Raw genomic sequence first — 25,562 nt, 5'->3', positions numbered from 1 at the left:
GGTCCATACCGTCTGCCACGGCCCGAACACCTCCGGCAGATCCCGCCACGCGATCCCGCACCGATACCGGTAGACGATGCCCTCGACCATCAACCGCGCGTCCGCGAAGGGCCGTCCCCTGCGCCCGGTCGGGCGCGGCAGCATCTCCTCGAGCAACGACCACTGAGCATCCGAGAGCACCTGAAACCGCGTCACGACCTCAGACTCTCAGCGCGCCGCCGAACTATTTGTCAGACACGCCCTAGGGGGGAGCGAAGCGACCCGGGCCCCAAGTTCGCGACCGGATCCCCCGGAGCCGGAGCGGTCTGAAGCCCGGAACCCCGGAGCCGGAGCGGCCCTGTAGCCGGAGACCCCCTGAAGCCGGAGCGGAACCTACCGCAGCCCCGCCGCGACAGCCGCCGTGACCTCCAGCCAGGCCTCCCGCGACTCGTCGCTGAGCGCGTCGTAGTCGATCACGTCGCCGCGGTCGAGCGCGGGGTCGAACGGCACGGACACGACCTCGCGCGTCAGCTCGCCCATGTGCCGCAGCAGGCGGCGCTCGAGGTCCGGGTAGCTGGTGGGCGACGGGTGGCTCATCACGGTGACGGCGTTGCGCAGCTTCTCCTCGTGGCCGTGCGCGACGAGCGTGTCGGCCATCGAGGCGAGCGTGCGTGCGCTGTCCTCCTTGACGATCGTGGTGAGCACGAGCACGTCGGCGGCCGCGACGGCGGACTGCCACGTGCCCGCCTTCGAGTTGTTGCCCGTGTCGACGATGATGACGCGGTAGGAGCGGGCGAGCGTGTCGTGGAGCAGGCCGAACGCCTCCTCGTCGATCACGTCGCTGTCGCCGTCGAGGCTCTGCGACGCGAGCACGTCGAACTTGTTCTCGCCCTGGGCGCGCACGAAGTCGATCAGGTCGGCGGCGCTGAGCGGCGCATCCGTCTGCTGCACGTGGTTGAGCAGGTCGATCGCGGTGTGGTCGTGGTCGGGCGAGCGCAGGGCGCGGATGCCGAGCGTGCCCTTGTACTCGTTGTTGTCCCACGCGAGCACGCTGCCGCCGCGCACGCGACCGAGGGTCGCGCCGAGCAGGTAGGTCGTGGTGGTCTTGCCGACGCCGCCCTTCTCGCCGATGACCGCGATGGTCTTGCGGCCCGAGAACGCGCGCTGGATGGTCTCGCGGCGGTCGCGGCGCGCCTGCTCCTCCTTGCCCGGCTTGAGGCGGAAGCCCATGCGGTTGAAGGATCCGCGCCAGCCCTCGGTCGCGGGGACGGGCTTGGTCGGCGCCGCGGTCTCGACGAAGTCGCGGGCTGTGAGCAGGCGGGCCGAACGTCGGGTGAGCGGCTCGGCGCCCGCGTCGTCGGGAACGACCGACTCGGTCTCGACGGGGGCGGCCGCGGCCGACACGGGGGCGGGGCCGGCGGGCGCGGGCTCCGGCTGCGCGGGGTTCTCGGCGGGAACGACGGACGGGGCGGACCGCGGCACGCTCGTCACGATCTCGGGCGCGAGCACGGACGGACCGGAGACGGCGGCGGGCGCGGGCGACTCGATCGCCTCCTCGACGGCGCCGTCCGGAGCGACGATCAGCGTGCGCAGCCCGTCGCTGCCGCTCGCCGCGACCCGCACCGGGCGGCCGTACTGCTGCGCGACCTCGACGACCATCGCGAGCACCGCCTTGCGGGCGCCCGCGGCGTCCGGGGCGCTGACCGGACGGGTGGAGCCGTCGACGGTCACCATTCCGGACCCGTCGTCATCGGTCACGACCGAGATGCGGGGCCGGTCGGGGATGTCGTCGCGATCGGTCACGGGGTCTCCTTGGCTGTGCGTCGACGCGGGACCTGGCATTCTGTGCGGATCCGCGTGAAAGAACTCGGAATCAACCGTACCCGCGCGCGATCCGAGCTCCGCGCACGGAACGGGGCCGCCTGCAGCGCGGATCGGCCCCGTTCGCGGTCGGCTCAGGCGCCGGGCGTCTGGGTCTGGCCCGCAGCGGGCTGGTCCCCGTCGAAGACGTCCTTGACCTTCTCCGTGGCGTCGCCGGCGACATCCTGCACCTTGGCGACGACGTCCTCCGAGACGTCCTTGACCTTCTCGGTCGCCTCGGCGGCGAACTCCTTGACGTTCTCCGTGGCCTCGGCGGCGAACTCCGAGACGTTCTCGGTCGCCTCGGCGGCGAACTCCTTGACGTTGGCGGTCGCCTCGGTCGCGGCCTGCTTGGCGCCGCCGAAGACCGACTTGGCCCACTCCGTGAAACCCATGGTGATTCCCTCCCGAATCTGCGGGAGCGCGCTCGCGCTCCCTGCGCCAGGGTAGCGGTCGCACCCCCACTGTGTGGGACTGCGGCGGCGGGGAGGCCTCCCCAGGCGGCGCCGCGTAATCTGGCGGAATGGCGCAGACGGGACGGGGCGGCAGGCGACGCGGCGCTCCCGCGCGCACGGCGCGCGCACGCACCCCTCAGCGGCGCGTCCCGAGCCCGCAGCCCGGGCCCGCACCGCAGCCCGCCCCGGAGGAGCCCCGCACCTTCCGGCTGGGCGCGGTGGCCGGCGCGACGCCCGGCAAGTGGATCGACCGCTGGCGCGAGCGGATGCCGCACGTCGCGCTCGAGCTGGTGCCGCTCGCCGCCGAGGAGCAACGCACGTCCATCCTCGCCGGCGACGTGGACGCGGCGATCGTGCGGCTGCCCATCGACCGCGAGGACCTGCACGTGATCGCGCTGTACGACGAGGAGCCGGTCGTGGTCGCGTCCGTCGACTCGGCGCTCACCGCGGCGGACGAGCTCGACCCCGAGGATCTGGCGGGCGAGGTCGTGATCACCCCGCGCGACGACGTGCTCGGAACGCTCGAGCTGCCCGGCACGGAGCCGCCGCGCTTCGAGGCGCCCGAGACCACGGCCGACGCGATCGCGACCGTGGCCGCCGGGGTCGGCGTCGTGATCGTGCCGATGTCGCTCGCGCGCCTGCATCACCGGCGCGACGTGACGTACCGCCCGCTGCGCGGCGGGCCGGTCTCGTCCGTGGCGCTCGCGTGGCACGCCGACCGCACCACGCCCGACGTGGACGCCTTCGTGGGGATCGTGCGCGGCCGCACATCCAACTCGTCGCGCGGCTAGGCCCCGCCGGGAGGGTCGCGCAGCAGGTCGATGCGCTCCGCGAGGTAGGAGGCGAGGGGCATCAGCGCACCGGACGCCGCCCAGCGGATCATCGCCCGGTCGCCGTCCCAGGTGAGCGGGCCGTCGGATCCGCCCGCGGCCACGGCGGGCAGGTCGATCGCGCGCCAGCCCAGGTTCACCGTCTCGCCCGCCGCGAACCCGCCGCGCAGCGCCAGGGCGCGCAGCTCAGCGCGCCGCCGCGCGGACTCCGCCGCGTAACCGCGCCGCCCCGGATCCTGCGCGCGCAGCACCTCGCCGGCCTCGAGCACCTCGGTGTCGCCGATCAGCAGCGCGCCCACGCGCCACGCGTCGCCGACCCGCGTCATCCGCGGTCCGGCGCCCAGCATCGCGCGCACGCGTCCCGGCTCCCGGATCTCGCCGAGCGCCTCGCGCGGCAGCCCCGCGAGGCGGCCGCGGGCGACGTCGAACAGCCGCGAGACGTCGTCCCTCACGATGCGCCCCGCTCCACCGTCCACCGCGCGAGCCGCCGGACCAGGGCGCGGTGCCCCTCCGGCTCGTACGAGCGCTCGTCGTGTCCCAGCACGTCGACCGCGATGCGCGCGGCGCCATGCTCGCGCACCCAGGCGGCCGGCTCGGGGCCCGTGCCCGCCTCGTCCCCCTCGTGCCAGGCGACCGGCGTCGACCGGCCGATCGGCTGCAGGCGGCAGTACCGCTCGTCCTGCACGTCGAAGTCCTCGCCCCAGTCCGCCTCGGTCCGGATCCACGTGACCCCGGCGGCCGGGTGGAACGACGTGCCCGGCCGCCAGACCGCCCCCACGGCCGGCGCCCACTCCGGATGGTCGCGGAGGCTCGCGACTGCGCTGTGCAGGGCGAGCACCCCGATTCCGCGGGCGAGCGCGGCGGCGAGGCCGTCGACGGAGGCCGCCGGCGGCGCGATCCTCTCCCCCTCCCGCCAGGGATCCCCGGCCGCGACCACGAGCAGGTCGACGCCGACGAGCGCGGCGAGCGCCCGGTCGACATCCGGCACCACGTCGACGTCGAAGCCGTCGCCGCGCAGGATGTCCGCGACCGCGGCGCCCGTGCGCGCGAACGGATGCCACGGGTCGGCATAGCGCCCGGTTCCGACGGCCACCAGTGCCCGCGGGGTGGTCTGCGTCGACATGCCGCCTCCGATCGGTCTCGTCGATCATCTCAGCGCACGCGACGGCGCCGCGCCCGGGGGAAGCGTGACGCCGCCTCAGGCGTGGGATGCGCGGCCCGACGGCAGCGTGCGCAGCGGAGCGACCGGCGCCGCGTGCTCGCCGTGGATCTCGCGATGGAGGCTCTCCATGCGCGCGTCGAGCTCCGCGGCCGTGATCGCGGCCTCTCGCAGGCTGTCGGTGAGCCGGGTCGGCACCTGCTTGTCGTACTTGTAGTAGATCTTGTGCTCGAGGCTCGCCCAGAAGTCCATGGCGATCGTCCGGAACTGCACCTCGACGGGCACGTGCACCGTCCCGGTGGACAGGAACACCGGGACCTCGACGATCGCGTGCAGGCTCTTGTAGCCGTTCGGCTTGGGGTTCGCGATGTAGTCCTTCACCTCGCGGACCGTGACGTCGTCCTGGGACACCAGCAGTTCGAAGAGCCGGTACACGTCACGCACGAAGCTGCATGTGACCCGCACTCCGGCGATGTCCGTGATCTGAGCCCGGATGGACTCGAGGTCCGGCTCGATGCCCTTGCGGGCGACCTTCTCGGCTATCGAGTCCGGCGACTTCAGCCGGCAGCTGACGTTCTCGACCGGGTTGTACGCGTGGGCGTGCTCGAAGTCCTCGCGCAGGATCGACATCTTCGTCTCGATCTCACGCATGCCGAAGCGGTACTCCGCGAGGAACCGGGTCATCTCGTCGCGCAGCCCGCGGACGTGCTCGATCAGGTCGTCGTCGACGGGCAGGGAGGCCATGCGCGTCACGCTATGAGCCGGTTCTACGAGCGGGCTGGGAGCCCGCGCCCGGCGCGGGATACGGCGCCTTTCCGCGTATCGGACCCAGCGTTACGTGACTGGTCAGGAGAACGATTAGTGCCCGAAAGGAATCCCGTATCCTGGTCCACATGGGCATCCTTCACTACGGCACGGACTCGACGCCGATCCACATCGACGATCGAGCGCTGGCGCATCTCAAAGTGGTCGTCGTCAGCAAGCTCCGTCGCCAGGAGAGCTTCCCGGTGTCGTGGCAGCACCCCGAGGAGGACGGTGCGGGTCGCAGCACCATCTGGCTGAACCCCTCGATCCCCGTGCGCTTCCAGTTCGACGCGGCCGTGGCTCCCGAGCTGAACCGCGAGTGGCTCGAGGAGCTGGCGCAGTCGGCCAACGCGCTCGGCGGCATCACCCTGGTGTCCGAGCACGTCAGCAGCGAGGCGACGCTCGAACCGGCCGCACCGGCGGCCTGACCCCTCCCACACCCCCCGAAGCGAAGTCCCCGCCCGGCTGATGCCGTGGCGGGGACTTCGTCGCGTTGCGGGTCACTCGTCGGGAGCGCCCCGCGCCTCTGCCGGGTCCGGCGGCTCCGGCATGACCGTGAGCCCGTTCGGGCCGCTCGCGGCCTTCATGAGCTCGTCGAGCCACGCGCGGTTGATGCGCGGCGCCCTGCCGCCCGAGAAGTGGAACTGGAGCGGCACCGACGGGTGCAGCCAGAAGCTCCGCCGCCCGATCCCGTCGCCCAGCTTGGTGTCGTACATGAACGGCTCGCCTCGGCGCAGCTTGTTCATGACGACGATGCGCAGATGCGCGAGGGTCCGGTCGTCGACCTCGACCGAATCGCCGCCTGCTCCGTAGATGAATCGCCCCATAGTCGCGACTATACTCACCTTGCGAGCGCGACAGTCCCCCGTCCCGCGGAACGACGCTTCGTGACCCTAAACGAAGGAATCGATACCGGTATACGAGCCGGGGACCCTCATCCGCTTCACTGGTCGGGACTGGTCTCCTGTCGTCCGTGGACCTCGCCGCGCCATCCGCCGGTCTCGGCGCCGCGGCTCTCGATGAACTTCTTGAACCTCTGCAGATCGAGCTGAGCCTGCGCGTCGTCGATGTTGAGGGCCGCGCCCACCTTCTCGATGAAGCCCTCCGGCTCCCACTCCATGCGCAGCTTCACGCGCGTCTCGTTGCCGTGCGGCTGGAAGTCGACGCGGCCGGCGTGGAAGGTCCCGTCCGTGCTCTGCCACGCGACGTGCGAGTCGGGCACCTGGTCCACGATGTCGGCGTAGAAGTCCTCCTCCTTGCCGGCGATGCTGACCGTCCAGTGCGTGCGCACGTCGTCGATCTGCCGCACCTCCTTCACCGCGCCCAGGAACTCCGGGAACGACTCGAACTGGGTCCACTGGTTGTAGACGACGTCGACCGGGGCGTCGACGTCGATCTCGGCGGTCAGGGTGGTGGTCATGTCATGCCTCCATTGCTCGGTCACTCACGTTGTGCAGTCGACGCTAGGCACGTCGCGCGCGGGCATGAACGGGGTTGACGTAGGCAGGAGCGGTCATTAGAACCCGCCCGCCTTCCCCCCCTCCGGCTCACTGAGCGGGAGCACTTCTCGCCCGCGGCGCCGATTGTCAACCCCGTGGCGACCCGCCGCCCGGCGCTCGTAGCGTGCAGGCATGTCAGACACGAACAGCGACGAGACCGTCGAGGAGACCGCCGGCATGCGGTTCGCCTTCTGGAGCTGGATGGCGATCGTGATCGCGGGCCTCGCCGTCATGATCGTGCTGCCGCTGGCCGGGAGGTGAGCATGCGCGCCGTCAAGGACAACGCCCTGAGCCTGTTCTTCCTGGCCCTCTTCGCGCTCACGGTGCTGGGACAGGCGCTCGTCGGCCACGCGAACGAGAACGAGGAGCTCATCCGGCACGACCAGGCCCCCATCTCGCTGGGCGAGTTCGTGACGTCGTCCGAGTTCCTGGTCGACGTGTCGGAGAACTGGCAGTCGGAGTTCCTGCAGTTCTTCCTGTTCATCCTCGCCACGGTGTGGCTCGTGCAGCGCGGGTCGCCCGAGTCGAAGAAGCCCGGCGACGAGGGGCTCGGCACCGACGAGGACCAGATGGTGGGACGCCACGCCCGCCCCGACTCGCCGCCGTGGGCGCGGGCGGACGGGTGGCGCCGCTGGCTGCTCGCGAACTCGATGCTGCTCGTGATGGGCACGATCTTCCTGCTGTCATGGTGGGCGCAGTCGCTCGGCGGGCTCGTCGTCGCGAACCAGGAGGCGATGGACCACGGCGAGCTGCCGATGACGTGGCCGTCCTACGTCGCGAGTCCCGAGTTCTGGAACCGGACGCTGCAGAACTGGCAGTCCGAGTTCCTCGCGGTCGGCTGCATGGTCGCCTTCTCGATCTACCTGCGCCAGCGCGGCTCGGCCGAGTCCAAGCCCGTCGGAACCCCGAACGGCACCGCGGCGCTCGAGTCGGAGTAGGCCCGCACGCGGAGAGGGGCGGATCCCGCGCGGGATCCGCCCCTCTCCGCGTGAGCCGCTCAGGCGCCGAGCAGCTGCTTGAGCCGGTTCGACAGCTCCTGGCTCGTGTGGATCTCCTGCTCGGCGTTGGCCTTCAGGAGCGCGAGGGCGTCGGTCGCGCCGAGCACCTGGACCGGCAGGATGAGCGCCTCGTACGCCGCCATCTCGTAGTGCTCGTTGCCGAGGGCCGCCGAGAGCGTGACCTGGTCGCGCAGCTCGGGCGCCGTGCGCGCGATGAGCGCCTCGGCCTGCTTGCCGATGCCCTTCGTGCTGGGCGACGCGGCGGTCGACTCGGGCACCTCGAGGAGCTTGAAGACCTGCTGCAGGTTCGCGATCTGCTCGCGGGTCTCCTCCGCGTGGTGCGTGAAGAGCTTCTTGATGTCGGCCGACTTCGCGGCCTCGGCGAGCTCGCCGAGCGCCGCGAGCGAGTCCTCCTCCATCGTCATGGCGGTGCGCAGCTGGAAGCGCAGCAGGTCCTCCGGGGTCTCCAGGTGGGTCTGGCTCATGTGGTCCTCCTTGCGTCTGCGGTCGCCGGCGGTCGGCCGGCACGTCGTCGACCGTAGGCATGCCGGCCGTGCCGTCGTCAGGGGATTGCGCCCGGCCGCATACGCCGCTACGCACGCCCGCTGGGCGGGGGTACGGCCGAGGCGCGCTTCTGTCAAGCCGCTTCTTGCCTCCGGGAACCGCTCCTAGCGTCGCCCCAGGGGGAGCGACGACGGGAGTGGATCACATGAGAAGCAATCGAATGGCCGCCTCGGCGCTGATGGCGGGCGGGATCCTCGTCCTCACGACCGCGTGCGCGGTCGGCACGGGAGGTGCCGACGACTCCGGCGCCGAGTACGACTCGGAGGCCGAGCTCACCGGCGAGCTCAGCGTCATGGGCTTCGGCGGCGTGGACGAGGTCGCGACCACCCGCATGGACCTGGCGAAGGAGGCGCTCGGCGAGGTCGAGGTCTCGGTCGCCGAGGGCGAGCTCGACCTGCAGCAGTTCCTCTCGGCGGCCGCGACGGGCGACCCGCCGGACCTCATCTACGCCAACCGCGACCAGATCGGATCGCTCGCGGCGCGCGGCGCGATCGTCCCGCTCGAGCGCTGCATCGAGGGCGAGGGCATCGACACCGGGATGTTCGTGGAGTCGGCGATCGAGCAGGTCACGCTCGACGGCCAGGTCTACGGCATCCCGGAGTTCAACGTCGTGCAGGTCACGATGGCCAACGCCGACCTGCTCGAGCAGGCGAGCCTCGAGCTGTCGGACGTCGACGGGTCCGACTGGGAGGCCGTGAGCGCGGCGAACGAGGCGCTGACGAGCTCGGACGGGGGCAAGCTGAGCGTGATCGGGTACGACAGCAAGCTGCCCGAGTTCTTCCCGCTGTGGGCCAAGGCGAACGGCGTCGACCTGCTCAGCGCCGACGGCCGCGAGGCGAACCTCGACGACCCGGGCGCGATCGAGGCGCTCGAGTGGGCGGTGTCGATCTACGACGCGCAGGGCGGGTTCGGCGACGTGAAGGCGTACCGCGACTCGGCCGACTTCTTCGGCGAGGGCAACCAGTTCGCGACCGACCTCCTCGGCGCGATGCCCATGGAGCAGTGGTACATCAACGTGCTGGGCGACGTCTCGCCGGATGCGCCGATGGCGTTCACGACGGTCAAGGACCGTCAGGGCGAGCCGATCGCGTTCTCCTCTGGCTCGGCGTGGGCCATCCCGGCCGGCGCCGCCAACCCGGAGGCCGCGTGCCGCTGGGCGCGCGTGATGACCGCGGTCGACTCGTGGGAGGCCGCCGCGCAGGCCCGCCTGGACCTGCGCGAGGAGGAGGGCAAGCCCTTCACCGGCCTGCTGACGGGCAACGCCGAGGCCGACGAGCTCATCCGGGGCATGGTCACCTCGGGCGGCGAGCCGTGGGACACCGCGGTCGCGTCGACCTACGAGGCGAACGAGCACACGTTCGCGCTGCCCGCCAGCCCGGCCGACGCGGAGTTCGAGTCGGCGATGCAGGATGCCGTGAACTCGGTGCTCTCGGGCGAGGCTGAGCCCGCCGACGCTCTGGCGGAGGCGCAGCAGACCGCGCAGAAGGCGCTCGACGACGCCTGGGCCGAGATGGAGCAGTCGCAGGAGGAGGGATGACCCGGCGGGAGAACCGCGCCGCGCTGCTCTTCCTGTCGCCGTGGCTGATCGGGTTCGCGGTCTTCACCGCGTGGCCCCTCATCTACAGCGCCTACCTGTCGCTGACCGACTACGACGTGATCAACGATCCGACGTTCGTCGGCTTCGACAACTACGCGGAGCTGTTCTCCGACCCCAAGGTGGCCCTGGCCCTGTCGAACACCCTGTTCTTCACGGTCGTGCAGGTGCCGCTGTACGTGATCGTCTCGCTCGCGCTGGCCCTGCTGCTGGCGCGAGCGGGACGCGCGTCCGGGTTCTTCCGGACCGTGTTCTTCCTGCCCAAGATGACCCCGCCGGTGGCGGTGGGCATCCTGTTCCTGCTGCTGTTCAACGGACAGAACGGCCTGTTCAACACGGCGCTCGGCACGGTCGGGATCGACGGGCCGTCCTGGACCACCGACCCGGCCTGGGTGAAGCCGGGTCTGGTGATCATGAGCCTGTGGACGGTCGGCGCGTCCGTCCTCATCCTGCTCGCCGCACTGCGCGGTGTGCCGGACGAGCTGTACGAGTCGGCGCGCATCGACGGCGCCGGATGGTGGCGGCAGTTCCTCAGCGTGACGCTGCCCATGATCAGCCCGGCCGTGTTCTTCATCGTCGTCGTGAACACGATCGCGGGCCTGCAGACCTTCGACGAGGCCTACACCGCGTTCTTCGGTGCCGGCAACACCACCTACGGCAACGACGCGGCCCTGTTCTACGTGATCTACCTGTTCCAGCAGGCGTTCCAGTTCCTCAACATGGGGTACGCGGCCGCCATGGCGTGGCTCCTCTTCCTGGTGATCATGGTCGTCACGGCGATCCAGGCGGTCGTCTCGCGGCGCCTGGTCCACTACGAGGGAGGGACCGCGCGATGAGCACGCTGTCCGGATCGCTGGGGAAGCCCGGGCCCGTCGGCGGCGCCGAGGCGCTGGTCGTCGCCCCCGTCGCGACCGAGCCGCGGGAGGAGGTCGCCGCGAAGCAGCGGAGGCTGCCGTCGCGGCGCCGACAGACGCGGGCGGGGCGCGTCCTGACCGTGATCGCGCTGACCGCGGTGGGCGTCGTCTTCCTGTACCCGTTCGTGTGGCTGGTGAGCGCCTCGTTCAAGCCGCGCGGCGAGGTGTTCGACAACCGGCTGATCCCCGAGACGTTCATCCTCGACAACTACGTGCAGGTGTGGCAGGAGGCGCCGCTCGCGCTCTGGCTCACCAACACGCTGCTGGTCACGGTCCTCGCGGCGACCACCGTGACGCTCTCCAGCGCGATGGTCGCGTGGGGCTTCGCGTACTACCGGTTCAGGGGGCGCGGGCCGCTGTTCGCGCTCGTGCTGGGGTCGATGATGCTGCCGGGGGCCGTCACGATGATCCCCACGTTCCTGATCTGGAACTCGCTCGGAACGGTCAACACGCTGATCCCGATGTGGGCGCACAACCTGTTCGGCAGCGCGTTCTACATCTTCCTGCTGCGCCAGTTCATGCTGTCGCTGCCGCGCGACCTGTTCGACGCGGCCCGGGTCGACGGCGCCAACCCGTGGCAGGTGTTCTGGCGGATCGGGCTGCCGCTCAGCCGCCCCGCGATCGCGGTGACGCTCGTGTTCGAGGTGCAGGCGGTGTGGACCGACCTGATGCGATCGCTGATCTACCTGCGGGACTCGGCCAACTTCACGGTGCCGCGAGGACTCAAGGCGCTCGTCGACAACTTCGGCTTCGGCGGCGAGTGGCACTGGGAGATCCTCGTGACCGCGAGCGTGATCACGACCATCCCCATGATCGTGCTGTTCTTCGTCGCCCAGAAGCACATCATCGAGGGCGTGACGGCCGGCGGCGTGAAGGGCTGACCGCGGGCGTGTATCCGAGGCTCAGTCCTCGGGGCCGCGGCCCGCGTCGAAGACGCGCTCGTAGCGCTCGGCGGCCTCGTCGAGCAGCTCGGGCGTCAGCGTGGCGAGGGGCCGGATCTCGGCCAGCAGCGGCTCGCAGTCCGGTCCACGGCCGACCGTGCGGCCGTCGAGCACCCACGCGTAGCGGTCGGGGTTCTTCTCCGCGAGCTCGGCGTACTGGCGCACCTGTCGGGCGAGCCAGTCCTCGAGCGGACGCGTCCACCACGACTCCGGATGCAGCGGGTTGACCGACAGCCCCGGCAGGTCGAGCCCGCTCTCCGTGTCGCGGCTCTGCTCGGCCGCGTCGTGATCGGGCCCCTCCGAATAGCGGATGTACGACGCGTCCCGCGCGCGCACGAACTCGGCGAGCTCGGCGAGCGTGGTCAGCGCCGGCAGGCCCGCGTCAGTCGACGGGTTCGGACTGGGTGCGGATGAAGTCACGATCCTCCTCGCTGAGCGACGCACCCTCGGGCACGTCCGTGCCGGTGAGCTGCGAGATCTCCTCGCGCACCTCCGGCGTGAGGTCGCCCGCGCTCTCGCGCAGCGCCTCCTTGGTCTGGATCGACAGCTTCGGCCACCACTCGTGGATCGACGGATGTTGGGCGTTCATGGCCCCGACGCTAGGCGCGCGGCCACGCCCGCTCAACGGGTTGACACGTGCACGGGGGTCAGCCACGCGGCGAGCGCGCGACGCGAATCAGGGACGCAGGACGTCGGCGATGCGGTCGAGCGCCCCGGGCACCAGCGCGTAGTAGGCCCATGTCCCGCGCTTGCTGCGCGCCAGGAACCCCGCCTCGGTCAGCACCCGGAGGTGATGCGACACCGTCGGCTGGGCGAGCCCGAGCGGGTCGATCAGGTCGCACACGCAGGCCTCCTGACCCTCGCTCGCCGCCACGATCGACAGCAGTCGCAGCCTCGCCGGGTCGGCGAGGGCCTTCATCGTGCGCGCGAGGTCCTCGGCCTCCGCGGCCGCGAGCGGCTCGCGCTGCAGCGGCGCGCAGCACGCGCCGGCGGGCTGGATGACGTCGAGTGCGGGACCGGGCATGCATCGATCATAGTCGATATTGACATCCATCGATAGAGCGGGGCAGACTCGGACATCGACAGCCATCGATATCCTGTCCAGGAGCCGCACATGACCCTCATCGACCTCACCCCCGCTCCCGCCGCGACGGCGCGGGCGAACGCGCTTCCCGTCGCCATCATCGGCGCGGGGCCCATCGGGCTCGCCGCGGCCGCAAACCTCGCGGAGCGCGACATCCCGTTCGTCGTGCTCGAGAAGGGCGAGTCGGCCGGCGCCGCGATCCGCGAGTGGGGCCACACGCGCCTGTTCTCGCCGTGGGAGCACCTGGTGGACGACGCGGCCGCGCGCCTCCTCGCCCCCACCGGATGGCGGGCGCCCGCCGCGGGGCGCGCCCCCTCCGGTCGCGAACTGGTGGACGAGTACGTCGCGCCGCTCTCGGCACATCCGGCGATCGCCCCGCACCTGCGCACGGGCGTCGAGGTGCTGGCCGTGACGCGCGAGGGCATGGACCGGACGCGCACCGCGGGTCGCTCCCGGGCGCCGTTCGCCCTGCGCCTGCGGCTGGCGGACGGCACGATCGTCGACGAGACCGCGAGCGCCGTGATCGACGCCTCGGGCACCTGGGGACAGGCGAACCCGCTGGGGTCGGGCGGGCTCGCCCCGCTCGGCTGGGACGCGATCGCCGACCGGGTCGCTCCGGCCCTCCCCGACGTGCTCGGCGCCGACCGGGAGCGCTTCGCCGGCCGCCACACGACCGTCGTGGGCGCCGGGCACTCCGCCGCGAACACGCTCATCGCCCTCGCGTCGCTCGCGCGCGACGAGCCGGGCACCCGCGTGACGTGGCTCATCCGCAACGCGGCGGCCGCCCGGATCTCGACCGGCGGCGACGAGCTCGAGGGGCGCGGAGCGCTCGGCGCCCGGCTCGAGCGTCTCGTGGCGGACGGCCGCGTGGAGGTGCTCGACCGGTTCGAGATCCTGCGCGCCGAACCCGCCGGCGACGGCGTGCGCCTGCACGGCCGGCGCGCGGGCGAGGCAGCGGCGCACGACACCGACCTGGTGGTGGCCGCGACGGGCTTCCGGCCGGACCTCGGCATGCTGCGCGAGCTGCGGCTCGAGCTCGACGACATCGTCGAGGCGCCGCGTCGCCTCGCGCCCCTCATCGACCCCAACGTGCACTCGTGCGGCACGGTGTCGCCGCACGGGTACCGCGAGCTGGCGCACCCCGAGCAGGGCTTCTTCATCGTGGGCATGAAGAGCTACGGCCGGGCGCCGACGTTCCTGCTCAAGACCGGGTACGAGCAGGTTCGCTCGGTCGTCGCGTGGCTCGCGGGCGACGCCGCGTCGGCGGGGCGCGTCGAGCTGACGCTTCCCGCGACCGGGGTGTGCTCGACGTCCGCGGGCGGATGCTGCTGACGGCCGAGAATGGATCCGTGATCTCGATCCGCGACCTGACGCCCGAGGACTGGCCCGCGGTCGAGCGCATCTACCGGGAGGGCATCGACACGGGCGTCGCCACGTTCGAGACCGCGACCCCGTCGTGGGAGGCGTTCGACGCGGGCAAGGTCGCCGCGCCGCGGCTCGTGGCCGTCGACGAGACCGGCGCGGTGCTCGGCTGGGCGGCCGCCTCGCCCGTCTCGGCGCGGCCGGTGTACCGCGGCGTGATCGAGCACTCGATCTACATCGCGTCGGCCGCGCGCGGGCGCGGCGTGGGGCGCACGCTCCTGCGGGCCTTCATCGCGGCGGCCGACGCCGCGGGGTATTGGACGATCCAGTCGTCGGTCTTCCCGCAGAACTCCGCGAGCTTCCGCCTGCACCTCGCGGAGGGCTTCCGCGAGGTCGGCCGCCGGGAGCGGATCGCGCAGGCCCAGGCGGGCCCGCACACGGGCGAGTGGCTCGACACGATCCTGCTGGAACGCCGCCGCCCCGACTGAGCGAGGACGCCCCCGTGATCGTTGAGCGAGCGAAGCGAGTCGAAACGGCGTCGAACCCGCCGGCACGCTTCGACCGTTTCGTCTCCCTCGCTGGCGCTCGGTCGCCCAACGAGCACCCCGAGCGCCGCCGGCGGCTCCCACCGCACATAGACTTGCATCTATGGATGCCGCACGCTCGCTCGCGACGCTCGCGGATCCGACGCGCGCGCGCATCCTGCGGCTGATCCTCGACGCACCGGACGGGCGCGCTCGCGTCGGCGAGCTCGCCGAGCGCCTGGAGCTGCGCCAGCCGACCGTGAGCCACCACATGAAGGCGCTGCTCGCCGAGGGTCTGGTGACGCGCGAGCAGGACGGCCGCCGGGCCTGGTTCTCGGTCGCGCCCGATCGCGTCGACGCGGTCGCCGAGCTCGTGGGCGCCGCCCCGCGCGGCGCCGAACCCGACCTCGACCGCATCGCGGCCGACCTGGCGCTGCGCTTCCGCGGGGTCTTCAGTCCCGAGACCGTCGCGGCGTACGTGCGCGAGAGCCGCGACCTGCTCGCCCGCGGCGACGAGCCGCCCCGGCACCTCGCCTCGCGCACGGCGGCCTTCGCCGCCGGACGGCTCGAGGCCCTCGCGCGCGCGGACCGCTCCCACCGCGACCGCCCCGAGGTGCTGTTCGTCTGCGTGCAGAACGCGGGCCGCTCGCAGCTGGCGGCGGGCATCCTGCGGCACCTCGCGGGGGATCGCGTGCGCGTGCGCACCGCCGGGTCGCTTCCGGCGCCCGACATGCGCTCGACCATCGCGCTCGCGCTCGACGAGATCGGCGTGACGGTCGGCGGGGAGTTCCCGAAGCCCCTGACCGACGAGGCCGTGCGCGCGGCGGACGTCGTAGTCACGATGGGCTGCGGCGACGTCTGCCCGGTGTACCCCGGCATCCGCTATCTGGACTGGGATCTCGCGGATCCCGCGGGCCTGCCGCTCGAGGGCGTGCGCCCCATCCGCGACGACGTCGAGCGCCGCGTCCGCGCTCTCCTGGACGAGCTGCTCTGACGCCGGCGACGCCCGGAAGGTATGCGAAATGCATGCGGTGCGGCGTCGAAAGGTGCGTTTCGCATACCTTCGCACCCCGGCGCCGCTCAGCGGCGGCGCAGCAGCTCGATGAACTCGTCGGCCATCGCGAGCTGGGCGCGCGCCTTCTCGCGGCGCTCCTCCGCGTCGGCGATCAGGCGCGCCAGACGCTCCCTCGCGACCGCGTGCTCCGGGTCGGCATCGAGACCGTCGGCGATGCGCAGCAGCTCGGCCATCTGCTCGAGCGAGTATCCGAGCGGCTTCATGCGGCGGATCAGCAGCAGGCGTGCGAGGTCGCGCTCCGTGTAGAGCCGGAAGCCGCCGTCGGTGCGCGCCGAGGGCTTGAGCAGGCCGATCTCGTCGTAGTGCCGGATGGTGCGCAGCGACAGCTCTGCGCGCTCGGCGAGCTCGCCGATGTGCATGGTCCCGCTTCGCACGGCGTCGTCATCCAGCACGCGGCCCCCTCCCGAGCTCAACCCTCACGTTACGGTAGGGTTGAGCGCGCCCGCGGCTCTCGCGCGGCGCAGTCATCCATTATCCGGCGGTCTCCCCTGCGTCCCGCGCGCCTGCCCACGCCCTGGAGGATCCATGCCCCCTGTCCTGACGTCGGCCGACGGCCGGTTCGCGACCTCCGTGCGCGATGCGCTGCGCTCGCCGCGACTGCTCACGCGCGAGGTGCTCGCCGGGCTCGTGGTGGCGCTGGCGCTGATCCCCGAGGCGATCGCGTTCTCGATCATCGCGGGCGTCGACCCGCGGGTCGGCCTGTTCTCGTCGTTCGTCATGGCGGTCGCCATCGCGTTCCTCGGCGGACGCCCGGCCATGATCTCGGCTGCGACCGGCGCGGTGGCACTCGTGATCGCACCCGTGATGCGCGACCACGGCCTCGACCACCTGCTCGCCACCGTGATCCTGGCCGGCGTCATCCAGGTCGCGCTCGGCCTGCTCGGGGTCGCGAAGCTGATGCGGTTCATCCCGCGCAGCGTGATGGTCGGCTTCGTGAACGCGCTCGCCATCCTGATCTTCCTGTCGCAGCTCGAGCAGCTCGTCGACGTGCCCTGGATGGTGTACCCGCTCGTCGCCGCGGGCCTGCTGCTCCTGTGGCTGTTCCCGAAGCTGACCCGCGCCGTGCCCGCACCGCTGGTGGCGATCGTGCTGCTCACCGCCGTCGTCGTGGTGTTCGCGATCGACGTGCCGACCGTGGGCGATCAGGGCGCGCTGCCCGAGAGCCTGCCGTTCCTGCTCATCCCGAACGTGCCGCTCACGCTCGAGACGCTCGGGATCATCGGGCCGTACGCGCTCGCGATGGCGGCGGTCGGCCTGCTCGAGTCGCTCATGACGGCGAAGCTCGTGGACGACATCACCGACACCCGCTCGTCGAAGACGCGGGAGTCGTGGGGCCAGGGCGTCGCGAACGTGCTCTCCGGCCTGTTCGGCGGCATGGGCGGCTGCGCGATGATCGGCCAGACCATGATCAACGTCAAGGCGTCGGGAGCCCGGACCCGCATCTCGACCTTCCTCGCGGGCGTGTTCCTGCTGATCCTGGTCGTGGCGCTCGGCGATGTGGTCGCGATCATCCCGATGGCGGCGCTCGTGGCGGTCATGATCATGGTGTCGGCGCTCACCTTCGACTGGCACAGCATCCTGCCGTCGACCCTCTCGCGGATGCCGAAGAGCGAGACCGCGGTGATGGTCACGACCGTGGCGCTGACGGTCATCACGCACAACCTCGCGATCGGCGTGATCGTCGGCGTGATCGTCGCGGCCGTGCTGTTCGCGCGCCGCGTCGCGCACTTCACGACGGTCGAGCGCGCCGTGGCACCCGATGGCTCGGAGGCGCGCTACACGGTCGACGGCGAGCTGTTCTTCGCGTCGTCGAACGACCTCACCACGCAGTTCGAGTACGTCGACGACCCGGCTCGCGTCGTGATCGACATGTCGCGCTCGCACGTGTGGGACGCCTCGTCGGTCGCCGCGCTCGACGCGATCGTCACGAAGTACGAGCGCCACGGCGCCGAGGTCGAGATCGTCGGGATGAACGAGGCCACCGCGGGCATCCACGGCCGCCTCTCGGGAGGGCTCGGTGGCGAGCACTGACCCCACCTTCGCGGCGGGGCGATCCCGGTCTGGCGCAACACATAGATCGTGATCTATGCTTTAGGCACACCCCGCCGATCGAGGAGAGCGCCCATGACCGCCACCAAGCCCACCGTCCTGTTCGTGTGCGTCCACAACGCCGGGCGCTCGCAGATGGCCGCCGGATGGCTGCAGGCGCTCGCGGGCGACCGGGTCGAGGTCCTCTCGGCCGGCTCGGCGCCCAAGGACGAGATCAACCCCGTCGCGGTGCAGGCCATGGCCGAGGAGGGCGTCGACATCGCCGGCAACACCCCCAAGGTGCTGACCGTCGAGGCCGTCAAGGAGTCCGACGTCGTCATCACGATGGGCTGCGGCGACGCCTGCCCGATCTTCCCCGGCAAGCGCTACGAGGACTGGCAGCTCATGAGCATGAAGTACGCCGACGCGATGTCGCTCGACGACCTCGTGGAGAAGTGGAACGCGACATGAGACACGCCCTCCTGGTCGTCGACGTCACGTATGGCTTCACCGCCCGTCACCGACATCCCGAGCCCCCTCACAGGATGTCCGAGCGCCGCGCGGGGGCACCTCTCCACGCCGAAGCGGCCCGGTTCACTCGCGCGCTACCCGAAGCGCCTGCCCTGTGGACCACGAGCAGGAGAGGCGAGCGCATGACGGAGACCACGACAGCCACCACCGGGGCCGAAGGCCGACCCACCGTGCTGTTCATCTGCACGCACAACGCCGGCCGCTCGCAGCTCGGCGCTCACCTGCTCGACCATGTGGCGGGAGACCGGCTCCGCGCGATCAACGGCGGCGTCGCACCCGCGGCCGAGCCGAGCACCACCACCGTCGCGACGCTCGCCGAGCTCGGCATCGACGCGTCGCAGGCGCTCCCGCGCGCGGTCACCGCCGAGGACCTCGCCACGGCCGACGTGGTCGTCACGATGAAGCCGGGCCTGCAGCTGCCCGGCCGCTGCGGGGCGAGCTGGTCGAGTGGGCGTTCCCCGACCCGGAGAGCTGGGACGACGCGGGCATCCGCGACCTGCGCGACGACATCCGCGCCGCGGTCGAGGGACTTGCCGCCCGCCTCACCGCCGACCCCGCGTGACCGGCCCGGATCCGGCACCACCGGTCGGGGCCCACCCGCCGGCCACCGCCGAGGCGTGGCAGGCCGGGCGCCTGACCGCGCTCTCGCTGGCCCAGCTCGTGAGCTGGGGCATCCTGTTCTACGCGCTCATCGTGGCGGCGCCGGCGATCTCCGACGACACCGGATGGCCGCTCGCCCTCGTGACGGCGCTGTTCTCGCTCGGGCTCATCGCCTCGGCGATCCTCGGCGTGCCCGTGGGGCGCATCCTGGACCGCGGGCCGCGGGGCGCGATGACCGTGGGCAGCATCGCCGGGGCCGGCGGGCTCATGATCGTGGCCCTCGCGCCGGATCCGGTGGTGTTCGGGATCGGATGGCTGGTCGCGGGCGCCGCGCAGTCGGCGGTGCTGTACCAGGCGGCGTTCACCGTCCTGGCCCACCGGTACCGGCGGCACCGCCGCGGCGCCATGACCGTGCTGACGCTCGCGGGCGGGCTCGCCTCGACCGTGTTCGCACGTCGCCGCGCTGCTGACCGTCACGGACTGGCGGACGACCTTCCTGGTGCTGGCCGGAGTGCTCGCGGCCGTGACCGCGCCCGTCCACTGGCTCACTCTCGAGCGCCGCTGGCCGCCCGCGCCGCCGTCCGCCCCGGAGGACGAGCCGCCCGCGGCCCTGCGCGCCGTGCTGCTCTCGCGCCGCTTCTGAGCGCTCGAGATCTCGACGCTGCTTCTCGCGGCCTCCCCCTACACCGTGACGCTCGCGGCCATCCCGCTCTTCCTGGAGAAGGGGATGACGTACACGCTCGCGGCCTGGGGGCTCGGCCTGCTGGGCGCGGGTCAGGTGATCGGGCGCCTGATCTACGTCGCCCTGCCGCATGGCGCGCCGCCGCGGATCGCCCTCACGGTCACGTCCGCGCTCGCGGCCCTCGCGCTGCTGCTGCTCGCCGCCGTGCCGGGGCCGGCGTGGCTGCTCATCAGGATCGGGGTCGCGGCGGGCGTCGTGCGCGGCGCGCAGACGCTCGTGCAGGGCTCCGCGGTGGCCGAGCGCTGGGGGACGCGCGACTACGGCGCGATCAACGGCGTGTTCGCCGCGCCCATCACGATCGTCGCGGCGCTCGGCCCGACGCTCGGCCCCGTCGCGGCGACCGCCGCGGGCGGCTACGGCGCGGTCGCGATCGCGGCCGCGGGGGTCGCGCTGCTGGGCGCGCTGATCGCCCGGTGGTCCTGATCCGCGACGAGCGGGGGCCGATACTTCATCGTTCGCGAAAGATCGCGTGATCTTTCGGGACATCGGACGGGCAAGAACCGTTGTGCGCGGTGGGAATCTGGTGTCCACCCCACCGACTTCCCGGAGCGACGATGACGAGCATTCTGGAGACCCCGGCCACGACGGCCCCCGCCCTGCCGACCACGGAGACCGCCGGCCACGCGATCGTCCGCACGCTCGAGGAGCACGGCATCCCGCGCGCGTACGTCGTGCCGGGCGAGAGCTACCTCGAGGTGCTCGACGGCCTGCACGCCTCGTCGATCGAGACGATCGTGTGCCGCCAGGAGGGCGGCGCCGCCTACATGGCCGAGGCCGAGGGCAAGCTCAGCGACCTGCCCGGCATCGTCATGGTGACGCGCGGCCCCGGCGCGGCGAACGCGCTGGTGGGGCTCCACACGGCGTGGCAGGACTCCACGCCGCTCGTGCTGTTCGTCGGGCTCATCCCGATGGACCACCGCGGCCGCGAGGCGTTCCAGGAGTTCGACATCCACGGCTGGTTCGACAAGGGCGCCAAGCGCGTGCTGGTGCTGGACTCGGCCGAGCGCGCTTCCGAGACCGTCGCCGAGGCGATCTTCGCGGCCCGCTCCGGCCGCCCCGGCCCGGTGGTCGTCGGCCTGCCCGAGGATGTCATCCGGCGCGAGGTGTCCGTCACGGTGCATCCGCCGATCCCGGTCGCCGCCGGTGGCGTCTCGATCTCCGACGCGGCCGCGCTCACCGAGGCCCTGCGCGAGGCCGAGAAGCCCCTGTTCGTCACGGGCGGCAGCGATTGGACGCCCGAGGCGTCGGCGCAGCTGACCGCCTGGCTCGAGAAGCACGGCATCGCCGCGGCCGCCGAGTGGCGCACGGAGGGCGTCGTGGGCTTCGACTCGCCGAGCTACGTCGGCCCCATCGGGTACGGCCGCCCCAAGCCCACCTACGACCTGTTCGAGGAGACCGACCTGCTGGTCTTCGTCGGCACGGTCCCCGGCGACGTGCTGACCAGCGGCTACATCGCCCGCCAGGGCTGGCACCGCCGCAACTTCCTGATCACGATGGACGCCTCGCTGCGCGGGCGCTCGGGCGCCGTGTCGCACCAGATCGTCGCCAAGCCGAGCGCGTTCGTCCGCGACCTGCAGGCGCTGGACGTGCCCACCAAGCCCGAATGGGCCGAGTGGACCGCCCGGATGCGCGGCCAGCAGGAGGAGTTCGCGGCCCTTCCGGCCGCCCGTACCGACGCCGAGGCGCCCGCCCGCATGGACACGCTCATGGCGCACCTCGTGCCGCAGCTGCAGGGTGACGCGCTCGTCACGCTGGGCGCGGGCGAGCACACGAACTGGGCGCACCGCTACTTCCCGGTCCGTCAGTATCCGGCCATGGTGAGCGCGGGCAACGGCTCGATGGGGTACTCGATCCCCTCGGCCGTCACCGCGTCGCTGCGCTTCCCCGGCCGCCAGATCGTCACGATCGCGGGCGACGGCGAGTTCCTCATGAACGGCCAGGAGCTCGCGACCGCGCGGCAGTACGGCGCCGCTCCCCTGGTCGTCGTGATGGACAACCAGGAGTACGGCACCATCCGCACGCACCAGGAGCGCCACCACCCGGGCCGCATCTCGGGCACCCAGCTCGTGAACCCCGACTTCGCCGCCATGGCGGTCGCCTTCGGCGGCTTCGGCGTGCGCGTGGAGCGCGACGCCGACGTGCCCGCCGCCGTCGCCGCGGCGCTCAAGGCCCAGCGCGAGGGCCGCTTCGCCCTCATCCACCTGATCGTCGGTCAGCGCGCCCAGGCGTACTGACCGTCACCCCATCCGCCGCTCACGAAACGGAGAACACCCATGAAGCACGAGTTCGACACCGACGCCCTCCTCCACCTCGGCCGCCCCTACTGGTTCGACAAGCACCCCTCGCAGGCCGAGGGCGAGGACTTCTGATCCCCTGAACCGCCCGGTTCGGTCGCGGCGCGCGGAGCACGGACGCCCGCGCGCCGCGTCATGTCCGGGCCCCACACGCGCGGCCGGCATCCACGTCTCCCGTCTCCGGATGCCGGCCGCGTGCCGTGTCAATCCCCTGGCGCGGCCGCGGCGCGCCGCGCGACGCTGGCGGCACCGAATGGAGGTGCCACATGAGCGAGAACACGACCGACCCGAACGAGCACCGCGGCCCGGAGGACGACCTCGTCAGCGAGGATCCGGACCTCTCGACGGGCGAGGACCCGGTGATCGAGGACGGTCCCGCCGAGCTGGACGACGAGCCCGGCATGGCCGACCCGCCGACGGACGTCCCGTCGGCCGGCGGAGGCGCTGACCTCGGCGTCGAGGACGCCAACCAGGGCGGCGCGACCCTGGGCGGCGGCGAGGTGGGCGGCCACCACGAGTACAGCTACGGCGGCGGCCAGCACCCCTCGCAGGCCGAGGGCGAGGACCCCGACGACCCGCACGACGCGGACACGCTCCGCCCGGAGGGCCACCCCTCGCAGGCCGAGGGCGAGGACGACGCCGGCGCCTGACCGGCGCTCGTGGCCCCGACCTGCCGGAACGATGCGGCAGGTCGGGGCCACGGCCGGGTGTCACAGGTCGCGGTAGGTCGTGCGCGCGTAGTCGTGGTACGGCGCGGGGGCGACCGTGGCGCCGATGTGGGCCTGCACGTGCGGCTCGACGTTGCTCTTGCGCGAGTTCGGCTCCTCGCCCCACACGACCTCGACGCGCGCGCCGTCCGGCACATCCACATCGACCGACGCGAGCGACAGGTAGAGCTGGTCGTACGCGACGTACCCCGCGTCGGTCGAGACGCCGACGCGACGGCCGTCCTGCCGCACCTCGTCGAACTGGTAGAACCCGTAGCGCGCCTTGGGGAACTCGAGGTACTTGGCCGGCGTGCCGGGCGTGAGCTGCGACTCGACGACCTCCGCGACGTCCGCGGCGTCCCAGATCAGCGTGACCTTGCGGCGCGCGGGCGACTCGGCGATCCGCTCCAGCGCCTCGCGGCCGATGAAGTCGTGGTCGAACTTCACCGAGCGGCCGAGGCCCAGGTCGTACGGGGTCAGGTAGAAGTCCTCGACCGGCCCGTAAAGCGATCCGCCGATCGAACCGGCGCGGGCCAGCGGCAGCCACTCGCGGTACTCGACGAACAGCGGGTCGTCGCCGAAGATCGCCGGGAACGGCGTCGGCACCCAGCCCGACTCGAGCGGCGTGACCGAGTAAGCCTTTGCGCCGATCCGCACGATGTCGAACTCCGCGCCCGCATCGAGCAGCGCCTGCCGCACCGTCTCACCCTCGGCGTACGGGCCGAAGAACTCGAAGCCGGGCTGCCCGGCCATGCCGTGCCGGAGCCCCTGGACCGTCGTGCCCGCGAACGCGAAGTCGTGGATGTGGAAGAACCTCACCTCGGGCACGGGGCCGCCCAGCAGCTTCTCGAGCACGTCGTGCGCGCGCGGGCCCTGCAGCTCGTAGCGGTAGAACGTCGGGTCGCCCTCGCGCATGTTCGAGTTGCCCTCGAGGCGGTACCGGACGTCCTTGCCCGAACGCTCGACGTGGAATCGCACCCAGTCGATCAGGACGTGGTGGCCGATCAGCACGACGGTCTCGCCCTGCGGGGTCGCGTGGTTCAGGTTGAACAGGATGCCGTCGCCGATCACGTGCCCGTCGTGGTTCACCGAGATGAGCTGCTTGGCGACGCCGGGGCGGAAGTTCGTGAACGTGTTGACTGCGATCGGGCTCAACACCTCGGCGATGTCGGCGCCCGTGAGGAACAGCTGGGTCATGTGGTGCGACTGATCCATGAGCGCGACGGTCTCGTTCCACGACCGCGACTCGGAGCGCCAGTTGCTGAACTCGGGATGCACGGGGAACGTGAACGCCGGATAGTCCACGTCGCGCAGCAGCTTCACCGGGTCTCCGACGCGGGCGAGTGCCTGGGCGAGGGTCTCGGACATGTCGATCTCCTTCGATCGAAACGGGACGGGATGTCGCGGTCAGCCTAGGAACCGCGCTCGGCGATCGGAATCGACTCTTCCTTTCAACGGAAGCGTTCCCCATGCTGGTTGAGCGAGGGAGCGCCAGCGACCGAGTCGAAACCGCCGAGACATCCCAGGAGGTCCGAATGGCGAGATCATCAGAGGGAACCTCCGCGCTCACGCGCGTGCTGGCGGTGCTCGACGCCTTCACCGCCGACGCGCCGTTCCTGACGCTCACACAGATCCACCGGCGCTCGCGCATCCCGCTGTCGTCGGTGCATCGCATCGTGGCCGAGCTCGTGGCGCACGGGCTGCTCGAGCCGGTCGCGGGGCGCACGTACCGGCTGGGCAACCGGCTGTGGGAGATCGGCAGCAAGACGCCCGGCGCCCTGGGACTGCGTGAGATCGCGGAGCCGTACCTGCGCCGCCTGCACGACGAGGTCGGACAGCACGTGCAGCTGGCCGTGCGGATCGACACCGACGTGCTGATCATCGAGCGGATCTCCGCCCCGGATGCGGTGATCAACGGGTCGATCGTGGGCGGGCGCATCCCGATCCAGCTGTCGTCGAGCGGCCTGGTGTTCCTGGCCTTCGGCGAGCCGGGCCTGCTCGACGCGGTGCTGGAGGGCGGCATCCGGCCGATGACGTCCGCCGGGCCGCAGACCGCCGAGCAGCTGCGCGCCGCGGTCGACGCGACGCGCGCGCACGGGTACGCCGACGCGGAGGGCTGGATCCACCCGGCCTCGCGCGGGCTGGCCGTGCCGGTGCGCGGGTCGGAGGACGTGGTGGTGGGCGCGCTCGGGGCGGTCGTCCCGAACGACGGCGCGTCGCCCCGGCGCCTGGCGGCGCTGCTGCAGGAGACCGCGCACCGCATCTCGGATGCGCTGCTGCGCGCCTACCTGCCGGCCGGCCACCCGCGCGCGCTGCCGGGCGGCTCGCTGCGCGCGCTCGTCTCGTCGTCGGCGCAGTCGATGCAGTACCTCGAGCGCCGCGCCCGCGCGCGCTGAGGATCGCGGACGTCAGGAGCGCGGCGAGTCGAACGTCCAGGACGACGGCTCGATCGCGCTCGCCACGTCCCAGTCGTCCTCGTCCCAGGTGAAGGTCGCGACCGCGCAGGTCGGCATGTGGCCGATGGCGCCGTCGGACAGCTCCTCGGCGAGCGCGGTCATCCCCGGGTCGTGCGCGACCACCATCACGGCGGGCAGCCCCGTGGCCGCCGCGGCGGCGAGCAGCGCGCGGGCGGGCGCGCCGTACAGGCCGGGATCCAGGGCCACCGGCACGCCGAGCTCGGCGGCGAACGCCTCGGCCGTGGTCCGTGCGCGCAGCGCGGTGCTCGACAGGATCGCGTCGGGGCGGAAGCCCGTCTCGGCCAGCCGGCGCGCCATGCGCGGCGCATCCCTTCGGCCCCGGTCGTTCAGCGGGCGGTCGTGGTCGTCGAGCCGCGGATCGCCCCAGTCCGACTTCGCGTGCCGCACCAGCACCAGCCTGGTCACGGCGTCGTCCGTTCCATCGAGCCCGTCACGTCCTCGACGCTACTCCTGCGCGGGATGCTTGGACGCGTTTCGTCTCCGCTCGCTGGCGCTCGCTCCGCTCAACGACCGAGAGCGCCCGGTCGTTGAGCGGAGCGAC

At 72.0% G+C, this 25,562-nt stretch carries 32 protein-coding genes and 2 pseudogenes; 19 read left to right on the top strand and 15 right to left on the bottom strand.

Features of this window, described 5'->3' with window-relative positions; genetic code table 11:
• From B5M43_RS13560 to B5M43_RS13550, 3 genes are all read right to left on the bottom strand, one after another.
• On the bottom strand, positions 1-195 hold a 195-nt coding region (locus B5M43_RS13560; protein ID WP_230668036.1), incomplete at its 3' end, for a transposase.
• A gap of 177 nt (positions 196-372) precedes the next feature.
• Entirely contained in the window at positions 373-1,782 is a 1,410-nt protein-coding gene (locus B5M43_RS15385) for an AAA family ATPase (protein ID WP_167626814.1), read from the bottom strand.
• A 152-nt stretch (positions 1,783-1,934) separates the two neighbouring features.
• A complete protein-coding gene (locus B5M43_RS13550) occupies positions 1,935-2,234 on the bottom strand; it encodes a hypothetical protein (protein WP_134746776.1) in 300 nt (99 codons plus the stop codon).
• 128 nt (positions 2,235-2,362) lie between these two features.
• On the opposite strand from B5M43_RS13550, the gene B5M43_RS13545 reads away from it, so the two are divergent.
• Entirely contained in the window at positions 2,363-3,085 is a 723-nt protein-coding gene (locus tag B5M43_RS13545) for a LysR substrate-binding domain-containing protein (RefSeq protein ID WP_134746774.1), read from the top strand.
• On the opposite strand, the gene B5M43_RS13540 is transcribed toward B5M43_RS13545, so the two are convergent.
• From B5M43_RS13540 to B5M43_RS13530, 3 genes are all read right to left on the bottom strand, one after another.
• A complete protein-coding gene (locus B5M43_RS13540; protein WP_134746773.1) occupies positions 3,082-3,576 on the bottom strand; it encodes a glutaminase in 495 nt (164 codons plus the stop codon). The two genes, B5M43_RS13545 and B5M43_RS13540, sit on opposite strands and share 4 nt — an antisense overlap.
• On the bottom strand, positions 3,573-4,247 hold the full coding sequence (locus B5M43_RS13535) for a ThuA domain-containing protein (protein WP_134746771.1): 675 nt from the start codon (positions 4,245-4,247) through the stop codon (positions 3,573-3,575). The genes B5M43_RS13540 and B5M43_RS13535 overlap by 4 nt, the downstream gene beginning before the upstream one ends.
• A 75-nt stretch (positions 4,248-4,322) precedes the next feature.
• A complete protein-coding gene (locus B5M43_RS13530) occupies positions 4,323-5,027 on the bottom strand; it encodes a GTP pyrophosphokinase family protein (protein WP_134746769.1) in 705 nt (234 codons plus the stop codon).
• A gap of 149 nt (positions 5,028-5,176) precedes the next feature.
• Between B5M43_RS13530 and B5M43_RS13525 the strand changes: the two genes are divergently transcribed.
• The gene (locus B5M43_RS13525; protein WP_134746767.1) at positions 5,177-5,515 is read left to right on the top strand and encodes a hypothetical protein; all 339 of its coding nucleotides are present in this window, start codon (positions 5,177-5,179) and stop codon (positions 5,513-5,515) included.
• Positions 5,516-5,587: 72 nt separating this feature from the next.
• On the opposite strand, the gene B5M43_RS13520 is transcribed toward B5M43_RS13525, so the two are convergent.
• Positions 5,588-5,914: an ATP-dependent DNA ligase gene (locus B5M43_RS13520; RefSeq protein ID WP_134746765.1), complete on the bottom strand. Its 327-nt coding sequence runs from the start codon at positions 5,912-5,914 to the stop codon at positions 5,588-5,590.
• A 116-nt stretch (positions 5,915-6,030) separates the two neighbouring features.
• On the bottom strand, positions 6,031-6,507 hold the full coding sequence (locus tag B5M43_RS13515; RefSeq protein WP_055988919.1) for an SRPBCC family protein: 477 nt from the start codon (positions 6,505-6,507) through the stop codon (positions 6,031-6,033).
• Positions 6,508-6,718: 211 nt separating this feature from the next.
• Here B5M43_RS13515 and B5M43_RS15210 point away from each other — a divergent pair, with 211 nt between their 5' ends.
• Both B5M43_RS15210 and B5M43_RS13510 read left to right on the top strand, forming a co-directional pair.
• Positions 6,719-6,847, top strand: coding sequence for a hypothetical protein (locus tag B5M43_RS15210; RefSeq protein ID WP_268777923.1), 129 nt, complete (start codon positions 6,719-6,721; stop codon positions 6,845-6,847).
• Positions 6,848-6,849: 2 nt separating this feature from the next.
• Positions 6,850-7,524: a DUF6766 family protein gene (locus tag B5M43_RS13510; RefSeq protein WP_134746763.1), complete on the top strand. Its 675-nt coding sequence runs from the start codon at positions 6,850-6,852 to the stop codon at positions 7,522-7,524.
• 59 nt (positions 7,525-7,583) lie between these two features.
• Here B5M43_RS13510 and B5M43_RS13505 read toward each other — a convergent pair whose 3' ends face one another.
• Positions 7,584-8,069, bottom strand: a complete 486-nt coding sequence (locus B5M43_RS13505; protein ID WP_134746761.1) for a ferritin-like domain-containing protein — start codon at positions 8,067-8,069, stop codon at positions 7,584-7,586.
• A 239-nt stretch (positions 8,070-8,308) separates the two neighbouring features.
• Between B5M43_RS13505 and B5M43_RS13500 the strand changes: the two genes are divergently transcribed.
• From B5M43_RS13500 to B5M43_RS13490, 3 genes are read left to right on the top strand one after another with little or no spacing between them, the layout of a single operon-like run.
• Complete coding sequence (locus B5M43_RS13500) at positions 8,309-9,685, top strand: ABC transporter substrate-binding protein (protein ID WP_230668161.1); 1,377 nt, start codon at positions 8,309-8,311, stop codon at positions 9,683-9,685.
• A complete protein-coding gene (locus B5M43_RS13495) occupies positions 9,682-10,578 on the top strand; it encodes a carbohydrate ABC transporter permease (protein ID WP_134746757.1) in 897 nt (298 codons plus the stop codon). The genes B5M43_RS13500 and B5M43_RS13495 overlap by 4 nt, the downstream gene beginning before the upstream one ends.
• Complete coding sequence (locus tag B5M43_RS13490) at positions 10,575-11,537, top strand: carbohydrate ABC transporter permease (protein WP_134746756.1); 963 nt, start codon at positions 10,575-10,577, stop codon at positions 11,535-11,537. Before B5M43_RS13495 ends, B5M43_RS13490 begins: the two co-directional genes overlap by 4 nt.
• A 21-nt stretch (positions 11,538-11,558) precedes the next feature.
• On the opposite strand, the gene B5M43_RS13485 is transcribed toward B5M43_RS13490, so the two are convergent.
• The 3 genes from B5M43_RS13485 to B5M43_RS13475 form a co-directional block, all read right to left on the bottom strand.
• On the bottom strand, positions 11,559-12,017 hold the full coding sequence (locus B5M43_RS13485) for a DUF6098 family protein (protein ID WP_230668159.1): 459 nt from the start codon (positions 12,015-12,017) through the stop codon (positions 11,559-11,561).
• Positions 11,980-12,186 (bottom strand): hypothetical protein, encoded by a 207-nt coding sequence (locus tag B5M43_RS13480; protein WP_134746754.1) that lies wholly within the window; start codon positions 12,184-12,186, stop codon positions 11,980-11,982. The genes B5M43_RS13485 and B5M43_RS13480 overlap by 38 nt, the downstream gene beginning before the upstream one ends.
• A gap of 87 nt (positions 12,187-12,273) precedes the next feature.
• Positions 12,274-12,621 (bottom strand): metalloregulator ArsR/SmtB family transcription factor, encoded by a 348-nt coding sequence (locus B5M43_RS13475; protein WP_134746752.1) that lies wholly within the window; start codon positions 12,619-12,621, stop codon positions 12,274-12,276.
• A gap of 90 nt (positions 12,622-12,711) precedes the next feature.
• Between B5M43_RS13475 and B5M43_RS13470 the strand changes: the two genes are divergently transcribed.
• The 3 genes from B5M43_RS13470 to B5M43_RS13460 all read left to right on the top strand — a co-directional run bounded on the left by B5M43_RS13470 (position 12,712) and on the right by B5M43_RS13460 (position 15,561).
• Positions 12,712-14,013 carry an NAD(P)-binding domain-containing protein gene (locus B5M43_RS13470; protein ID WP_134746750.1) on the top strand — a complete coding sequence of 434 codons (1,302 nt, stop codon included), beginning with the start codon at positions 12,712-12,714 and terminating at the stop codon, positions 14,011-14,013.
• Positions 14,004-14,531 carry a GNAT family N-acetyltransferase gene (locus B5M43_RS13465; protein ID WP_134746780.1) on the top strand — a complete coding sequence of 176 codons (528 nt, stop codon included), beginning with the start codon at positions 14,004-14,006 and terminating at the stop codon, positions 14,529-14,531. The genes B5M43_RS13470 and B5M43_RS13465 overlap by 10 nt, the downstream gene beginning before the upstream one ends.
• Before the next feature lie 160 nt (positions 14,532-14,691).
• Complete coding sequence (locus B5M43_RS13460; protein ID WP_082542967.1) at positions 14,692-15,561, top strand: metalloregulator ArsR/SmtB family transcription factor; 870 nt, start codon at positions 14,692-14,694, stop codon at positions 15,559-15,561.
• An 86-nt stretch (positions 15,562-15,647) separates the two neighbouring features.
• Here B5M43_RS13460 and B5M43_RS13455 read toward each other — a convergent pair whose 3' ends face one another.
• Entirely contained in the window at positions 15,648-16,001 is a 354-nt protein-coding gene (locus tag B5M43_RS13455) for a MerR family transcriptional regulator (protein WP_055988912.1), read from the bottom strand.
• 166 nt (positions 16,002-16,167) lie between these two features.
• On the opposite strand from B5M43_RS13455, the gene B5M43_RS13450 reads away from it, so the two are divergent.
• The 8 genes and pseudogenes from B5M43_RS13450 to B5M43_RS13415 all read left to right on the top strand — a co-directional run bounded on the left by B5M43_RS13450 (position 16,168) and on the right by B5M43_RS13415 (position 22,487).
• Entirely contained in the window at positions 16,168-17,673 is a 1,506-nt protein-coding gene (locus B5M43_RS13450; protein WP_055988911.1) for a SulP family inorganic anion transporter, read from the top strand.
• A 93-nt stretch (positions 17,674-17,766) separates the two neighbouring features.
• Positions 17,767-18,141 (top strand): arsenate reductase ArsC, encoded by a 375-nt coding sequence (locus B5M43_RS13445; protein WP_230668157.1) that lies wholly within the window; start codon positions 17,767-17,769, stop codon positions 18,139-18,141.
• Positions 18,138-18,545 (top strand): annotated as a pseudogene (locus B5M43_RS15380) (low molecular weight phosphatase family protein); the annotation flags it as partial. The gene B5M43_RS13445 and the pseudogene B5M43_RS15380, both read left to right, overlap by 4 nt.
• A gap of 103 nt (positions 18,546-18,648) precedes the next feature.
• A pseudogene (locus B5M43_RS15460) lies at positions 18,649-19,188 on the top strand (MFS transporter); the annotation flags it as partial.
• A 112-nt stretch (positions 19,189-19,300) separates the two neighbouring features.
• Complete coding sequence (locus B5M43_RS13430; RefSeq protein WP_230668155.1) at positions 19,301-19,444, top strand: hypothetical protein; 144 nt, start codon at positions 19,301-19,303, stop codon at positions 19,442-19,444.
• 45 nt (positions 19,445-19,489) lie between these two features.
• A complete protein-coding gene (locus B5M43_RS13425; protein ID WP_230668153.1) occupies positions 19,490-19,966 on the top strand; it encodes a hypothetical protein in 477 nt (158 codons plus the stop codon).
• A 131-nt stretch (positions 19,967-20,097) separates the two neighbouring features.
• Positions 20,098-21,777, top strand: a complete 1,680-nt coding sequence (locus tag B5M43_RS13420) for a thiamine pyrophosphate-dependent enzyme (RefSeq protein ID WP_134746667.1) — start codon at positions 20,098-20,100, stop codon at positions 21,775-21,777.
• Positions 21,778-22,103: 326 nt separating this feature from the next.
• A complete protein-coding gene (locus B5M43_RS13415; protein WP_167626806.1) occupies positions 22,104-22,487 on the top strand; it encodes a hypothetical protein in 384 nt (127 codons plus the stop codon).
• A gap of 60 nt (positions 22,488-22,547) precedes the next feature.
• On the opposite strand, the gene B5M43_RS13410 is transcribed toward B5M43_RS13415, so the two are convergent.
• The gene (locus B5M43_RS13410) at positions 22,548-23,912 is read right to left on the bottom strand and encodes an aminomethyltransferase family protein (protein ID WP_134746669.1); all 1,365 of its coding nucleotides are present in this window, start codon (positions 23,910-23,912) and stop codon (positions 22,548-22,550) included.
• A 167-nt stretch (positions 23,913-24,079) separates the two neighbouring features.
• Here B5M43_RS13410 and B5M43_RS13405 point away from each other — a divergent pair, with 167 nt between their 5' ends.
• On the top strand, positions 24,080-24,940 hold the full coding sequence (locus B5M43_RS13405) for an IclR family transcriptional regulator (RefSeq protein ID WP_167626807.1): 861 nt from the start codon (positions 24,080-24,082) through the stop codon (positions 24,938-24,940).
• A 12-nt stretch (positions 24,941-24,952) separates the two neighbouring features.
• Here the strand turns inward: B5M43_RS13405 and B5M43_RS13400 are convergent, their stop codons facing one another.
• Positions 24,953-25,426 carry a histidine phosphatase family protein gene (locus B5M43_RS13400; protein WP_134746673.1) on the bottom strand — a complete coding sequence of 158 codons (474 nt, stop codon included), beginning with the start codon at positions 25,424-25,426 and terminating at the stop codon, positions 24,953-24,955.
• Positions 25,427-25,562 lie beyond the last annotated feature (136 nt).

The organism is Microbacterium sp. MEC084 (assembly GCF_004514465.2).
Classification (GTDB): Bacteria; Actinomycetota; Actinomycetes; order Actinomycetales; family Microbacteriaceae; genus Microbacterium.
This window is presented reverse-complemented; position numbering and strand designations above follow the sequence as displayed.

Coding starts and splice junctions, on each gene's coding strand:
- B5M43_RS13550 (WP_134746776.1), bottom strand. CDS start 2,234: ATGGGTTTCACGGAGTGGGCCAAGTCGGTCTTCGGCGGCGCCAAGCAG.
- B5M43_RS13545 (WP_134746774.1), top strand. CDS start 2,363: ATGGCGCAGACGGGACGGGGCGGCAGGCGACGCGGCGCTCCCGCGCGC.
- B5M43_RS13535 (WP_134746771.1), bottom strand. CDS start 4,247: ATGTCGACGCAGACCACCCCGCGGGCACTGGTGGCCGTCGGAACCGGG.
- B5M43_RS13530 (WP_134746769.1), bottom strand. CDS start 5,027: ATGGCCTCCCTGCCCGTCGACGACGACCTGATCGAGCACGTCCGCGGG.
- B5M43_RS13525 (WP_134746767.1), top strand. CDS start 5,177: ATGGGCATCCTTCACTACGGCACGGACTCGACGCCGATCCACATCGAC.
- B5M43_RS13520 (WP_134746765.1), bottom strand. CDS start 5,914: ATGGGGCGATTCATCTACGGAGCAGGCGGCGATTCGGTCGAGGTCGAC.
- B5M43_RS13515 (WP_055988919.1), bottom strand. CDS start 6,507: ATGACCACCACCCTGACCGCCGAGATCGACGTCGACGCCCCGGTCGAC.
- B5M43_RS15210 (WP_268777923.1), top strand. CDS start 6,719: ATGTCAGACACGAACAGCGACGAGACCGTCGAGGAGACCGCCGGCATG.
- B5M43_RS13510 (WP_134746763.1), top strand. CDS start 6,850: ATGCGCGCCGTCAAGGACAACGCCCTGAGCCTGTTCTTCCTGGCCCTC.
- B5M43_RS13505 (WP_134746761.1), bottom strand. CDS start 8,069: ATGAGCCAGACCCACCTGGAGACCCCGGAGGACCTGCTGCGCTTCCAG.
- B5M43_RS13500 (WP_230668161.1), top strand. CDS start 8,309: ATGGCCGCCTCGGCGCTGATGGCGGGCGGGATCCTCGTCCTCACGACC.
- B5M43_RS13495 (WP_134746757.1), top strand. CDS start 9,682: ATGACCCGGCGGGAGAACCGCGCCGCGCTGCTCTTCCTGTCGCCGTGG.
- B5M43_RS13490 (WP_134746756.1), top strand. CDS start 10,575: ATGAGCACGCTGTCCGGATCGCTGGGGAAGCCCGGGCCCGTCGGCGGC.
- B5M43_RS13480 (WP_134746754.1), bottom strand. CDS start 12,186: ATGAACGCCCAACATCCGTCGATCCACGAGTGGTGGCCGAAGCTGTCG.
- B5M43_RS13475 (WP_134746752.1), bottom strand. CDS start 12,621: ATGCCCGGTCCCGCACTCGACGTCATCCAGCCCGCCGGCGCGTGCTGC.
- B5M43_RS13470 (WP_134746750.1), top strand. CDS start 12,712: ATGACCCTCATCGACCTCACCCCCGCTCCCGCCGCGACGGCGCGGGCG.
- B5M43_RS13465 (WP_134746780.1), top strand. CDS start 14,004: ATGCTGCTGACGGCCGAGAATGGATCCGTGATCTCGATCCGCGACCTG.
- B5M43_RS13460 (WP_082542967.1), top strand. CDS start 14,692: ATGGATGCCGCACGCTCGCTCGCGACGCTCGCGGATCCGACGCGCGCG.
- B5M43_RS13455 (WP_055988912.1), bottom strand. CDS start 16,001: ATGCACATCGGCGAGCTCGCCGAGCGCGCAGAGCTGTCGCTGCGCACC.
- B5M43_RS13450 (WP_055988911.1), top strand. CDS start 16,168: ATGCCCCCTGTCCTGACGTCGGCCGACGGCCGGTTCGCGACCTCCGTG.
- B5M43_RS13445 (WP_230668157.1), top strand. CDS start 17,767: ATGACCGCCACCAAGCCCACCGTCCTGTTCGTGTGCGTCCACAACGCC.
- B5M43_RS13420 (WP_134746667.1), top strand. CDS start 20,098: ATGACGAGCATTCTGGAGACCCCGGCCACGACGGCCCCCGCCCTGCCG.
- B5M43_RS13415 (WP_167626806.1), top strand. CDS start 22,104: ATGAGCGAGAACACGACCGACCCGAACGAGCACCGCGGCCCGGAGGAC.
- B5M43_RS13410 (WP_134746669.1), bottom strand. CDS start 23,912: ATGTCCGAGACCCTCGCCCAGGCACTCGCCCGCGTCGGAGACCCGGTG.
- B5M43_RS13405 (WP_167626807.1), top strand. CDS start 24,080: ATGGCGAGATCATCAGAGGGAACCTCCGCGCTCACGCGCGTGCTGGCG.